This window comes from Streptomyces sp. NPDC111520 (assembly GCF_055635295.1).
In genome coordinates, this window is record NZ_JBVKBW010000023.1 from 1 (window position 1) to 13,003 (window position 13,003).

Annotated in this window: 12 protein-coding genes and 1 rRNA gene; 5 read left to right on the plus strand and 8 right to left on the minus strand. The window is 72.3% G+C overall.

The features are described 5' to 3' along the window. Positions 1-91 (plus strand): 5S ribosomal RNA (gene rrf, locus ACZ7MY_RS36495); the annotation flags it as partial. Between the two features lie 68 nt (positions 92-159). Beyond that, entirely contained in the window at positions 160-669 is a 510-nt protein-coding gene (locus tag ACZ7MY_RS36500) for a GNAT family N-acetyltransferase (RefSeq protein ID WP_499608874.1), read from the plus strand. 8 nt (positions 670-677) lie between these two features. Here ACZ7MY_RS36500 and ACZ7MY_RS36505 read toward each other — a convergent pair whose 3' ends face one another. The 6 genes from ACZ7MY_RS36505 to ACZ7MY_RS36530 all read right to left on the minus strand — a co-directional run bounded on the left by ACZ7MY_RS36505 (position 678) and on the right by ACZ7MY_RS36530 (position 7,914). Next, positions 678-2,276 carry a type IV secretory system conjugative DNA transfer family protein gene (locus ACZ7MY_RS36505; RefSeq protein ID WP_499608877.1) on the minus strand — a complete coding sequence of 533 codons (1,599 nt, stop codon included), beginning with the start codon at positions 2,274-2,276 and terminating at the stop codon, positions 678-680. 14 nt (positions 2,277-2,290) lie between these two features. Further along, positions 2,291-3,676, minus strand: a complete 1,386-nt coding sequence (locus tag ACZ7MY_RS36510; protein ID WP_499609086.1) for an ATP-binding protein — start codon at positions 3,674-3,676, stop codon at positions 2,291-2,293. A gap of 157 nt (positions 3,677-3,833) precedes the next feature. Further along, complete coding sequence (locus tag ACZ7MY_RS36515) at positions 3,834-5,384, minus strand: SCO6880 family protein (RefSeq protein ID WP_499608879.1); 1,551 nt, start codon at positions 5,382-5,384, stop codon at positions 3,834-3,836. Next, on the minus strand, positions 5,381-6,664 hold the full coding sequence (locus tag ACZ7MY_RS36520) for a hypothetical protein (protein WP_499608881.1): 1,284 nt from the start codon (positions 6,662-6,664) through the stop codon (positions 5,381-5,383). Before ACZ7MY_RS36520 ends, ACZ7MY_RS36515 begins: the two co-directional genes overlap by 4 nt. Then, positions 6,654-7,475, minus strand: coding sequence for a DUF8175 domain-containg protein (locus ACZ7MY_RS36525; protein WP_499608882.1), 822 nt, complete (start codon positions 7,473-7,475; stop codon positions 6,654-6,656). Before ACZ7MY_RS36525 ends, ACZ7MY_RS36520 begins: the two co-directional genes overlap by 11 nt. 130 nt (positions 7,476-7,605) lie before the next feature. Beyond that, positions 7,606-7,914 carry a DUF8827 family protein gene (locus tag ACZ7MY_RS36530; RefSeq protein ID WP_018559685.1) on the minus strand — a complete coding sequence of 103 codons (309 nt, stop codon included), beginning with the start codon at positions 7,912-7,914 and terminating at the stop codon, positions 7,606-7,608. Between the two features lie 391 nt (positions 7,915-8,305). On the opposite strand from ACZ7MY_RS36530, the gene ACZ7MY_RS36535 reads away from it, so the two are divergent. After that, positions 8,306-9,244 (plus strand): C40 family peptidase, encoded by a 939-nt coding sequence (locus ACZ7MY_RS36535; RefSeq protein WP_499609089.1) that lies wholly within the window; start codon positions 8,306-8,308, stop codon positions 9,242-9,244. Between the two features lie 200 nt (positions 9,245-9,444). After that, positions 9,445-10,134 carry a phosphatase PAP2 family protein gene (locus ACZ7MY_RS36540; protein WP_499608883.1) on the plus strand — a complete coding sequence of 230 codons (690 nt, stop codon included), beginning with the start codon at positions 9,445-9,447 and terminating at the stop codon, positions 10,132-10,134. Positions 10,135-10,158: 24 nt separating this feature from the next. On the opposite strand, the gene ACZ7MY_RS36545 is transcribed toward ACZ7MY_RS36540, so the two are convergent. Beyond that, positions 10,159-11,718 (minus strand): FAD-binding oxidoreductase, encoded by a 1,560-nt coding sequence (locus ACZ7MY_RS36545; RefSeq protein ID WP_499608885.1) that lies wholly within the window; start codon positions 11,716-11,718, stop codon positions 10,159-10,161. A gap of 133 nt (positions 11,719-11,851) precedes the next feature. Further along, positions 11,852-12,007, minus strand: a complete 156-nt coding sequence (locus ACZ7MY_RS36550; protein WP_499608888.1) for a hypothetical protein — start codon at positions 12,005-12,007, stop codon at positions 11,852-11,854. 93 nt (positions 12,008-12,100) lie between these two features. Here ACZ7MY_RS36550 and ACZ7MY_RS36555 point away from each other — a divergent pair, with 93 nt between their 5' ends. Then, positions 12,101-12,955, plus strand: a complete 855-nt coding sequence (locus ACZ7MY_RS36555; protein WP_499609092.1) for an SCO4651 family lipoprotein — start codon at positions 12,101-12,103, stop codon at positions 12,953-12,955. The last annotated feature ends 48 nt before the right edge of the window (positions 12,956-13,003 follow it).

The window sequence follows — 13,003 nt, forward strand, 5'->3', positions numbered from 1 at the left end:
GCCCGGTTACATTCCGAACCCGGAAGCTAAGCCTTTCAGCGCCGATGGTACTGCAGGGGGGACCCTGTGGGAGAGTAGGACGCCGCCGAACAATTATTGAGCCCCGGCTCCCGAGTTTAATCACTCGGGAGCCGGGGCTTTTTTGCGTACCATCGCGGTATGAGCAGCTACACCATACGTGCATCCCGTCCCGATGAATGGCGTGCCCAGCGGGCCCTGCGGCTCGAGGCGCTCAAGGACCCCGCTGCCGGCGTGGCCTTCGTCAACACCCATGACACCGAGGCCGCGTTCGACGACGCGGTGTGGCTGGAGCGGGCGCGCACGCAGTCGTTCATCGCGGAGGACGAGGCCGGGGAACGCGTCGCCAATGTGGCCGTACTCGTGGAGACGGGCGAGGAGTTCGCCGTCCCGCAGACGCACCTGGTGGGTGTGTACGTGCGACCGGAGTTCCGGGGCGGCGGACTGGCCGCGGAGTTGCTCGGTGCGGCGATCGCGTGGTCGTGGGAGCTGCCGGAGCAGGTGCGGCGTGTACGACTGTGGGTGCACGAGGACAACAACCGCGCGCAGGCCTTCTACAAGCGGCTCGGCTTCGTCGGGACGGGGAGGACGATGGCGTTCCCGCTGGACGAGTCGCGGACCGAGTACGAGATGGAGCTCGAGCGGCCGTAGTCGGTGCGCTAGGGCAACCGCACTGCGTCCGGGACCTCTTCGAGGAGGGCGGGGGGCTGGGTGCCGAGGACGAGGCGGGTGTCGGCGCGGTGCCAGAGCGGGGCGCGCCAGTGGTCGCGGGCCTGTTCGGGGGAGCGCAGTACGGCCAGGGTGGGCAGCCCCGCGGAGGTGCCGGTGGCCAGGAGGTCGGGGAGCTCCGGGATCGGGGCGAGGGCGGCGATGTCGTCCAGCACCAGGGTCATTGGTGGGTCGAGCCGACCGGAGGGTGACCCTGCGGCCATGCGCCGGCCGTGCTCGACCACGCTGGAGACGAGTGCGGTCAGCAACGGCATCGCACCCGGGTGGGTTCGCGGGTCCTCGTTGGGCTCGCCCACCACATAGAGCGTGCCCAGATCCTTGAGGAATGACTCCAGCTCGAGGCCGTCGGCGCGTCCCGGATTGCAGGCGTCCCGGATGTGGACGGAGTTGAGGGACTCCAGGGCGCGGTGGACCAGGGCCTGGGCGGCGTCGCGGCGGTGGACGTGGGCGTGGAGGACGGACTCGAGCTCGCCGCTCCAGCCGGAGGCGGCCCGGGGATGCGTGCGCAGGATGCGGACGGCGTCCTGGCCGGAGGAGCCGCCCGCCCAGCGGTGCACCTGGCGGAACGGCTGGCCGTCGACGGCGGCGGCGTGCAGCCAGCAGCGCAGCAGGGTCTCGGCGGCGTCGAACATCGCGGCGTCGACCGCGGCGCGCGGCCGCACCGGGAACAGCAGGGCGCGGGCGCGGGTGACGGCGGTGGGGACGTCCTCGCAGCCCGAGTGCGGGGCCCAACGGAGCCGGGCCGGGGTGTCGACGAGGTGGGCCGGGTCGTAGACGTGGACCGGGCCGAGCTTGGCGCGGTTGCCGACGGTCTGGTGGAAGGTGTCCGGGTCGGCGGTCGTGACGAGGACGGGGCCGGCCGCGTTGAGGACGGCCGGCTGGACGAGGCGCTTGCCCTTGTCGCTGCGGAGGGCGGCGAAGGCGGCGCAGGTGCGGGTGAGTTCGCGGTCGGCGGTGACGGAGGGGCCCGCGGGACCGGCCGTGGGGGCGGGGTCGGGCGCCGGCGGCGCGGCGGCCGGGCCCAGCGGTACGGGTTCCGGCTCGGGGGCGGCCGTCTCCGGGGTCTCCACGGGCCGCTGCGGGGCCTTCGGGCCCCGGACCGGGGTCGCTGCCTCCTCGGCCGCCTCCGCGGCCTTCAGGGCGGCCGTACGGCGTGCCGTGCGCCGTGCCGCGCGGCGCAGCCGGGTACGGGCGATGGCGCCCATCACGAAGACCGTGAGGACGAAGAGCACCATCAACTGCCCGATGAACACCCCCCAGAACAGCCCGGAGCCGGGCAGCCCCTCCGGCGGGGCGGGCCGCCAGGCCCCGGCGATGTCGTGGGGCTCGGCGATGAGGTGGCGCATGGCGACGGGGGTGCGCGTGAAGTGCACCTCGGCGGGCCACGCCCCGTGGGAGACGAGGCCCGCCACCCCGGTGCCCGTCCACACCAGGATCGTCATCCCGAGCAGGAAGCCCATGACGCCGAGGATCAGCCCGTCGGGGATCCCGCCTTCGCTCTCCTGTCCGTGGTGCTGCGCTCTCGCCATGGTCAGGTCCCCGTTCAGGCCACCGCGTCGTCGGCCATGTGCTTGTCGAGGGAGACCCGGGACTCGTCGAAGCCGCCCGTCCCGTCGTCCTCGTCGGCCGAGGCCTCGGTCATGGCGCGGTCGGTGTAGACCAGCGGCCGTTCGGTCTCGGTGATGAGGTGCTTGACGACCTGCACGTTGCCGTTGACGTCCCAGACGGCGATGCCGGGGGTGAGGGTGGGGATGATCTCCACCGCCCACCGGGGCAGGCCCAGTACCCGGCCGGTGGCGCGCGCCTCGTCCGCCTTCTGGGCGTAGATGGTGCGCGTGGAGGCCATCTTGAGGATCGCCGCGGCCTCCTTGGCGGCGGCGCCGTCCACCACGTCGGAGAGGTGGTGGACGACGGCGACGAAGGACAGGCCGAGCCGGCGGCCGAACTTCAGCAGCCGCTGGAAGAGCTGCGCGACGAACGGGCTGTTGATGATGTGCCAGGCCTCCTCGACCAGGAAGATGCGTTTCTTCCGGTCGGGGCGGATCCAGGTGTGCTCCAGCCAGACGCCGACGATCGCCATGAGGATCGGCATGGCGATGGAGTTGCGGTCGATGTGGGACAGGTCGAAGACGATCAGCGGGGCGTCGAGGTCGATGCCGGCCGTCGTGGGGCCGTCGAACATGCCGCGCAGGTCGCCGTCGACGAGCCGGTCCAGGACGAGGGCCACGTCCAGGCCCCAGGCGCGGACGTCCTCCAGGTCGACGTTCATCGACTCGGCGGAGTCGGCCATGGGGTGCCGCAGCCGGTCCACGATGTCGGTGAGGATCGGCTGCCGGTCGGTGACCGTGTCGTGGACGTAGGCGTGGGCGACCTTCAGCGCGAAGCCGGAGCGCTCGTCCAGGCCGCGGCCCATGGCGACCTCGATGATCGTGCGGAGCAGCGCGAGCTGGCCCGTGGTGGTGATCGCCGGGTCGAGCGGGTTGAGCTTGATGCCCCCGTCGAGGGCCGCCATCGGGTCCAGGCGGATGGGAGTTATTCCGAGCGCCTTGGCGATGAGGTTCCACTCGCCGACGCCGTCCTCGCCCTGGGCGTCCAGGACGACGACCTGGCGGTCGCGGAAGCGCAGCTGCCGCAGGACGTAGGTCTTCTCCAGGGCCGACTTGCCGTTGCCGGACTCGCCGAGGACCAGCCAGTGGGGGGCCGGGAGTTGCTGCCCGTACAGCTGGAAGGGGTCGTAGATGTAGCCCTTGCCGGAGTAGACCTCGCGGCCGATGATCACGCCGGAGTCGCCCAGGCCGGGGGCGGCGGTCGGCATGTAGACGGCCTGGGCCTGGCCCGTGGAGGTGCGGACGGGGAGTCGGGTGGTCTCCACCTTGCCGAAGAGGAAGCTGGTGAAGGCGTCGGTGATCGCTGCGAGGGGGTCCAGCATGGCCATGGGTGGAGCGCCTCCTCGGCGTCAGCGGTCGTCGCGCCTGGGGCGCAGGCTCCGGCGTGGCATCGTTGTCCCTGTCGTCCTTCCCATTAGCGCCGTCCCTGGGGACGGGGCGTCAAGTGCGCACAGGCGCATGGTGCTACCTCCCGGCCCCTCAGCGGCGGATGCCGGTCGCGAACGGGAGCGTGTTGACGAACGCCCGGTGGTGCTCCCGGTCGCACCACTCCAGCTTGAGGTACGACTTGCCCGCCGAGGCGCGGATCGTGCGCTTGTCGCGGGCGAGCGCCTCCGGGGACCGGGAGGAGACCGTGATGTAGCCGACCAGGTTCACGCCCGCCGCGCCGGAGGCGAGGTCCTCGCCGCGCTGGTCGATGCGGGTGTGGTGGGCGATGTCGCGGGGGTCGACGACCCGGTTCATCTTCGCGGCGCGGCTGGCCTCGGCGTCGTCGTTGGTCTTCTCGGTGAGCATGCGCTCGATGGCGACGTCGGTCGGCTCGAGGTCCATGCAGACCGCGACGGTGCGGATCACGTCCGGGGTGTGGACCAGCAGCGGCGCGAGGAAGTTGACGCCGACGGGGGTCAGCGGCCACTCCTTGACCCAGGCCGTGGAGTGGTTCCAGGGGGCGCGGGTGGCCGACTCGCGGGTCTTGGCCTGGAGGTAGGTGGGCTCGGTGGCGTCCAGTTCGGCCGGCCAGGCGTTGCGGCGGGTCATCGCCTGGATGTGGTCGATCGGGTGGTCCGGGTCGTACATGGAGTGGATCAGCGACGCCAGCCGCGCCTGGCCGAGCGGCTGCCGGACCCGGATGTCGGCCTCGGTGAGGCGGGCGCAGATGTCGGTGAGCTCACGGGCCATGACGGCGGCGATACCGGCGTCCTTGTCCAGGGACTTGCGGCCGCCGCCGGCAGCGCGGGCGATGGCGTTGCCCTCGGCGGCGAGCTCGCGGCTGTAGTGCATGCACGCGACGAGGTAGGCGCGGTGCTGCTCGGACGAGGTCGACACCATCGACTGCAGCTGGTCGTAGGAGTCCTTGAGCCACTGGTCGGCCCGCTCGTCGCCGCGCTGGGTGACGTCCTTGGCGTGGGCGTCGGGGTCCGCGGGCAGGGTGCGGGCGAGCATCTGCAGCCGGGTGACGAAGCCGTCCCCGTTGGCGACGTGCTTGAGGAGCGTGCCGAAGCGCTCGACCAGGGCCTCCTGGTCCTCGCTGTCGCGCAGTCCGACGCCGGGGCCCTCGATCTCGATGGCGGCGGTCACGGTGCGCCGGTCGACGTGCAGCAGCACGGCGATCTCGTCCGGGCCGAACGGCGCCGACAGCCAGGTGATGCGGCCGATGCCGGGCGGCGGGCCGATCTCCACCTCGCGGCCGTCGAGCCGGGTGCCGGCCTCCGCGGCGGAGGATCGGTAGGCCCCGGCGGAACGCAGCGTACGGCGGTAGCTGCGGTTGATCTCGAACCAGCGGTAGAAGGTGCGGCGCCGGTACGGCATGTAGACGGCGGCGAACGCGAGCAGCGGCCAGCCCGTCAGGCCCAGGATGCGCAGCGGCAGCACGGGGATCAGCAGGCCGCACATCATGCCGAGGAACGCGCCGACGATGATCAGCGCGATCTCGCCGGTCTCGCGGTTCTTGCCGACGATGGCGTTGGGACGGGCCTTGCCGATCAGGTACGTGCGGCGCTGCTGCGGTGCGGCGTAGGGCTGGGACGTCACCGGCTTTCGCCTCCTGCTGTCTTGCTGCTGGGTCCGCCGCCGTTGCCGCGGTCAGGGTTCGTGCGCGGCGCGGGGGCCGGTGCCGGGGCGGTGCCGGTGCGGCTGCTGTGCGCGGCGATGCCGCTGGGCACGGCGTTCGCGGGCTGGGCACCGCCGCCCGAGGCCTGCTCCTGGGGGCCGCCGCGGGTGCTGTGCGTCTTGATGCCCTGCTTGACCAGCGCGGCCGGGGAGGAGATGACGGCGGCGGCCTGGGACTCGGCGCTCGCCTTGCGGTTGCTGCGCAGGCTCGCCACGTCGTCGCCGAAGCCGGGGACGAAGCGGTAGATCATCGCGCTGGCGAAGATGGCCAGCAGGATGATGGCCAGGCCCGACACGACGGCGCCGAACGCGGTGGGCCCGTCGGAGCCGCTGAGCGCGCCCGCGAGGCCCAGCACGACCACGATCACCGGCTTGACCAGGATCACCGCGATCATGATCCCGGCCCAACGGCGCACGTGGTGCCACATGTTCTTGTCGACCAGGCCCGAGTAGACGGCGGTGCCGAGCAGCGCGCCGACGTACAGCAGGGCGGCGCGGATGACGAGTTCGAGCCACAGGACGCCGGCGGCGAGCACGGACACCAGGGAGACGACGATCAGCATGATCGGGCCGCCGCCGATGTCGGAGTCCTTGGTCAGCGCGTCCTGGAACGAGCCGAAGAAGGTGTCGGTGTCGGCGGCCGTGCCCGAGGCGATGACCTCCGTGATGCCGTCGGTCGCCGACACGACGGTGTAGAGGATCAGCGGCGTGAAGGCGGAGGCGATCACGGTGAGCCAGAGGAAGCCGATCGCCTCGGTCAGGGCCTCCGTCAGCGGCACCCCGCGTACGGCGCGCTTGGCGACGGCCAGCAGCCACAGGAGGAGCGTGAGGAAGGTGGAGGCGGCGAAGACGACGGCGTACTGGGTGAGGAACGCCTTGTTGGTGAAGTCCACGGCGGCGGTCTTGTTGACGGCCTTGGAGAGGCCGTCGATGACCCAGGAGGCGGCGTCGGCGCAGCCGCGCGCGAGTGAGTCCAGGGGGTCGAGCGGGTCCGCGACGCTGGGGGTGCGGCCGGAGCCGTTGCCGCTTTCGCAGTAGTCGCGTGCGGGGCCGACGATGAGTTCGCACTCGTCCTTGCCGCCCGACGGGGAGGGGGTCGGGGAGGGTGCCGCGAAGGCGCGCGCGGAGAGGAGCACCGCCGCAGTCTGCAGGGTGACCAGGGCGGCGCCGATCGTGGTGGCACGGCGCTGGCTACCGGGCATAGGTGAACCCCCCGTACTGCTGAACGGCGTTGGCGATCTCATCGGCGGTCGATGCGGTCCGGTCGCTGTTGACCGGTGCGGGGCCGTCCTTCTGGGAGAAGCTCTCGACCTTCCAGTCATTGTCCGCCCAGCGCAGCCTGAGCGTCATCGTGAACCAGTCGTTGACGACCGGGTTGGTGGAACCCTCGCCGGCGGTACCGAACACTCCGGTGCACCAGACCTCCACCGTCGCTGCGTCGCCTTGGAAGCCGGTGGTCGTGGTGCCGACGGGGACGGTCCGCGAGACGTAGGTCATGCCCTCCGCCGCGTTGCCGTTCTCGTCGAGGCCGAGCTTCGAGAGGAAGTCGGTCGAGTAGGCGTTGTCGAGTTTGGCCTGCAGATCGTTCACGGTGCCGTCGGTGAAGAGCCGCTGCACGATCTCGTGCCGCCGGTCCGGATTGAGGATGTCGGCGGAGACCAGGGCCACCGCGTAGTTGGCCCCTGCGGATTCCGCGCCCTGGTCGGTGCGGGCGAATCCCGTGGGGATGCCCGCGTTCTTGCCGTCCACCGGCTTCGTGCCGGTGGGCGATGTGGGTCGGCTGCGGGCGCCGTTGGAGGTGCCGCCGTCCTGGCCGCCGCTGCCGGCGGAGCCGGACGGGGAGCCGCCGCCGCGGTTGGCGAAGGCGATGGCGGCGATGAGGAGCACGACGACGCCGACGACCGTGACGAGGTTGCGGCTGGAGCGCTGCGGACGGCGGGAGGGCCCGCCCGTGCCGGGAGGGGGCTCCGGGAGACGGGTACGGGTCGGGGGGCCGTCCTGGCCGAGGCTCATCGGGGGCTCGCCCCCTCGGGGGTCAACGGGTGAGTGGGCATCAGCAGACAGCCTCGGGTGGGGTGCGGGGCCGGGACGGGCCCCTCGGGGACAGTGCGCGGGGGATGGTGCGGAGTCCGACGCGTGGTCGCTAGACCGCCATCCCGTAGACGATGGTGAAGAGCGTGCCGAGGGAGCCGATGATGAACACGCCGGTCAGGCCGGCGATGATCAGTCCCTTGCCCTGCTCCGCACTGAAGGTGTCGCGGAGCGCCGTCGCTCCGATGCGCTGTTTCGCCGCGCCCCAGATCGCGATGGCCAGGCAGAGCAGGATCGCCACTGCCATGACCACCTCGATCATGACGCGTGCTTCGTTCCCCAGGGAACCGAAAGGCCCCCAGTCCGGGGCGATTCCACCGATGATGGTGTTGATATCGCCCTTCTCGGCCGCCAGGAACATGAGAACTCACCACCACGCTAGATCAGTTGACGTCCTCGCCGGGGCGCAAGGAGCCAAGGTCTATCTTGGCGGAGGATGCCGCCGACGTATGTCGACTCAGCGACTTTCTCGGCCGATTCCCCCGTGTGATCCGGGCCGCAACCGTCAGACTGGACACACTGGCGTGCGATCCGGTGTTCGATGAGACATTGTTGACTACTCTGTGTATCACGGTGGTGAGCGGAGGGCAACGATTGGCGGCGCTGTGGGTGGGGATGCTCCCCAGGGCCTGGCGCACCGTCACCTTCCGTGCCGGGCAGGGTGAAGCGACGAAGGGGTGGGGCGGGTGACGGCGGCTTCGCGGACCGCGCGGAAGGCCTGGCTGGTGTCGGGGGTCGTGGGTGGCCTGTTCATGTCGTTCGTCATGCTGCTCGTCGTCGGCACGTACCTGGTCGCGGCGAAGCTGACGGGCGGCGGCGGCGCGGTGACGCTCGCCAGGGGGGCGGTGCCGTCGGCGTACCAGGACCTGGTGCAGAAGTGGGGGAACCTCTGCGACGCCATCGACCCGGCGTTGCTGGCGGCCCAGCTGTACCAGGAGAGCGGCTGGAACCCGCGGGCGCAGAGCCCGGCGCAGGCGCAGGGGATAGCGCAGTTCATCCCCGGCACCTGGGCGACGCACGGCGTGGACGGCGACGGGGACGGGGACCGCGACGTGTGGGACCCGGCGGACGCGATCCCCTCGGCGGCATCGTACGACTGCGAGCTGGCCCGCTACGTCAAGGACGTCCCCGGGGACCCGACCGAGAACATGCTCGCCGCCTACAACGCCGGCGCGTACCGGGTCATCCGGTCCGGCGGGGTGCCGAGGATCCGGGAGACGCAGAACTACGTCCGGATCATCACGACGCTGCAGAAGAGCTTCGCGGCCCCGGTGGGTCCGGTCGGGCCGTCGCGGCAGGCCGCGGGCGCGATCTACTACGCCCAGGAGAAGCTGGGCACGCCGTACTTGTGGGGCGGCAACGGCACGCCGGAGCACGACGGCCGCTTCGACTGCTCGGGCCTGACGAAGGCGGCCTACCACTCGGTGGGCATCGAGCTGCCGCGCGTGGCCAACGACCAGTGGAACGCCGGACCGCACCCGAAGCGGGACGAGCTGCTCCCGGGTGACCTGGTCTTCTTCGCGTACGACCTGACCGACCCGCGGTCCATCCACCACGTGGGGATCTATGTCGGCGGCGGCTACATGATCAACGCTCCCTACACGGGCGCGGTGATCCGCTTCGACAAGATCGACACCCCGGACTACATCGGGGCGACGCGGGTGACGGCGGCGGGCGCGGCGGCGGTGTGACCGCCGCGCGCCCGCCGCGGCGTCGCCCTGGGGGAACACCGGGTCCCGGCATGCGGGAACGTGTCTCCCTTCGATAACGCCTTGGTGATCATCCGGTGGAGACCGGAACGCGACGTACCGTGCCGCCCGTTGGACGGGGGAGAATCGACTCCCACGCGGATGTGCACGGGGGTGCGGCGGAAGACAGTTAGGGGACACCGGTGGCAGAGCTCTCGCTGGACGGCTCGAACCCCGACGTCAGCCTGCTCCGCGACATCAACGGGCTCGCCAAGGACGCCCCGCGCTGGTTCGACCGTGTGATGGAGGCCGTCGGCGAGTACGGCCTGATCGTGCTCATGGTGCTGATCGCCGGCTGGTGCTGGTGGCGCGTGGCGCGCCGCAGCGGCGCCGAGGCGCCGACGGCCGTGGCGGGCGTGATCTGGTCCGGGCTGGCGGCGGCGATCGCGCTCGTGCTCAACGTGCCGCTGCGCAACTTCGTGGACCGGCCCCGGCCCTTCGTCGAGCACAAGGGCATCGACGTCCTGGTGAAGGGGAAGACCGACTTCTCCTTCGTCAGCGACCACGCCACCTTGACGATGGCCGTCGCGATGGGCCTGTTCATGGTCAGCCGCAAGTGGGGCCTGGCGGCCGTCGCGGTGGCGCTGGCCGAGGGTTTCTGCCGGGTCTACATGGGCGTGCACTACCCGACCGACGTGCTGGGCGGCTTCGCCCTCGGCACGGCCGTGGCGCTGCTGCTCGCCCCGGCGGCGCTGGCCCTGCTGACCCCGCTGGCCAAGGCCCTGGCCGACTCCCGGCTGGGCGTGCTCGTGCAGGCGCCGGGCCGGCCGGAGGCCCGCCGCGGCGAGCCCTACCCGGAGCCGTCGGCGGTCGAGAAGGACCTGGCCGCCTGACGGCTCCGCCGGCGTGCGGACGGCTCAGAGCGCCTGCTGGAAGCTGAACAGCCGCGAGGGGTCGTAGCGCGCCTTCAGGCGGGTCAGCTTGTCGGCGGCCGAGCCGTAGTAGGCGGAGCGCCAGTCGGTCAGCGCGGCGTCGGTGTAGTTCTGGTACGCCGCGCCGGAGGCGTGGCGGCGCATGGCGGCGTGGAGCCCGGCGAGCCAGTTCGTGGTGCCGGGGGACTCTATGTACTGGGCCAGGAAGCGCGAGCGCCGGTGCACGAAGGCGGTGGCCGTGGGCGCGACGCGGTTGACGGCGCCGCCGAGCGCGGTGAGCGAGACGCTGCCGGAGCCGGAGCGGAGCCCCTCCACCTGGGACAGGAGGGTCTGGATGCCCGCGGCGGACAGCGAGCGGTCGTAGAAGTCGGAGCGTGCCGCGTACGTCTCCCGCCCGAGGCGGCCGGAGGGGCTGCGGCCCGGGGTGGTGCCGGGCAGGTGGCACTGGGCGGTGCTCAGGTTCGAGCAGCCCGCGTAGGCGAGGGCCGCGTCGAGGTAGCTGCGCGGGTGCAGGGAGACGCTGGTCGCGGAGGCGCCGATGGTGTCGGCGAGCCGGTCGACGGCGTTCGCGAGTCCGTCGCGCGAGGTGATGCCCACGGTGGCGATGCTGATCTGCGGGGAGCCGGTGCCCGACTTGTCCAGGTGGAGCGCGGACCAGATCTCGTCGGGCTGGCCGGGCCCCCATTCCTGCCAGGCGCGCAGGACGGCGGCCGCCTTGCTCCAGGGCCAGCTCAGGTAGCCGGTGACGACCTGCGGCGAGGCCTGCGTGTCGAACGTCAGCTTGGTGACGACGCCGAACTGGCCGCCGCCCGCGCCGCGCAGCGCCCAGAACAGCTCCGGGTTCTCGTCGGCGCTGCAGCGCAGCACCCGGCCGCCCGCCGTGACGATCTCGGCGCCGGTGAGGCTGTCGCAGGTCAGTCCGTACGCCCGGCTGAGCACGCCGTGCCCGCCGCCGAGGGTGAGACCGGATATGCCGACCGTCGGGCAGGAGCCGGCCGGCAGGGTGCGCCCGCTCGCCCCGAGCCGGGTGTAGACGTCGATGAGCTTCGCGCCGGCCCCGACGGTCGCCGTCCCACCGGACACGCCCACCGAGGACATCGAGGAGACGTCGAGGACGAGCCGGCCCTTGCCGCCGGAGTAGCCGGCGTACGAGTGCCCGCCGTTGCGGACCGAGACGGGGACGCCGGTGCGGCGCGCGAAGTCCAGGCACTCGCGGACGTCCTCGGTACCGGAGACGTACGCCACGGCGGCCGGGCGCTGTCCGTCGAAGCGGGTGTTGTACAGCAGGCGGGCGGTGGCGTAGTCCGCGTCGTCGGGCATGACGAGGCGGCCGTCCAGGGCGCCGCCGAGGGCCTTCCAGTCCGGGCGGGCGGTCGGCGAGGCGCTGGGCGGGGCGGCGCCTGCGGACGTCGCGGGGGTGCCGGGGGTGCCGGGGGCGGGGCTGTTCGCGTGCGCGGGGCGGCCGCCGTCCGGGGTGCAGGCCGCGGTCAGCCAGCCCGCCGCGGCGATGCCTGCGCCGCCGCGGATCAAAGTTCGTCGGTTCAAAATGGGGCCTCCCGCTCCGCTTCCCCCGTGTGGTCGTCCGTGAGGACGGTGGGGAACAGGTGACCGGTTGCGGAGGAGGGATGTGACGTCCGCCGGGGACGTCCGCCGGGGACGTCCGCCGGGAAGGCGGCGGTCAGTCCCGCTCGTGCTCGGTGGCGTCGCGTCGGGCGCGGTCGCGGGCGCGGCGGGCCGGGCCCCGCCAGCCGCAGACGCAGGTCGCGTGGGAGAAGGCGCCCTTCTCCGTGGTGCCGGCCCGGTGCTCGGGCGCGGGCGGGTCGTTGGGAGGCACGGAACAAAGCTACCGGCCGTGACGCGGTGCCCTGACCCTCGTTATGCCCGACGACGTCCGAGGCGCGGCAAATGGTGCAGGGGGTTGGCGGAGATGGGGCAGCTCGGCCGGGCGACCGCGGCAGCCGTGGGTCTCGGGTTGTGCGTGCTGGCGGTGGCGGGGTGCTCGGCCCGCGGGCAGGCCGCCGAGGTGGACAGCCTCCCTGGCGACCCCGGGGAGACGCTGCGGCAGGCGGTGGACTCGCTGGCCGCCGGGGGCACCTCGAAGGTCCGCACGTCGATGGAGATGGCCAGCGGCGGCACGAAGATCGCCATCACGGGAACCGGGGTCTTCGACTACGCCGAGCGGCGCGGCAGGCTCCAGGTCGTCCTCCCGCCGGACGCGGCCGGGGACGCGGAGCACGAACCGGTCACGGAGCTGCTGACGCCGGGCGCCCTCTACATGAAGAACCGCGGCGAGGGCGTGCCCGCCGACAAGTGGGTGCGGGTCGACACGACCCGGCTGCCGGACGGCAACCTCGTCACGGGCGGCGCGACCGACCCCCTGGTGGCCGCGGAGTTGCTGCGGGCGGCGCGGGAGGTGCGCCGGACCGGGACGGAGACCCTGGACGGGGTGCGGGTGCGCCACTACCGGGGGGTCACGGACATCGCGGACGCCGCACGGCTCGCCTCCCCGCTGGTACGGGCCGAGCTCGCGGCCGCGGCGCAGGGCTTCACCGTGACCCGGGTGCCGTTCGACGCCTGGCTCGACGAGGAGGGCCGACTGCGCAAGGTGCGGCAGCGCTTCACCTTCAGCAACGGGGCGGGCGCCGGCGCACGCAGCGCGCCGACCCAGGTCACGGTGGTCTCGACCACCGGGATGTATGGTTTCGGGGCGCCGGTGCGGGTCACCCTGCCCCGCGGGACCGACATCTACACGGGGAAGATCGTTTCTGCGACCGGCCCCTGAGGCTTGCCGAAATGGCCCGTCCGTGTCATGCACGGACCGTGCACCGGT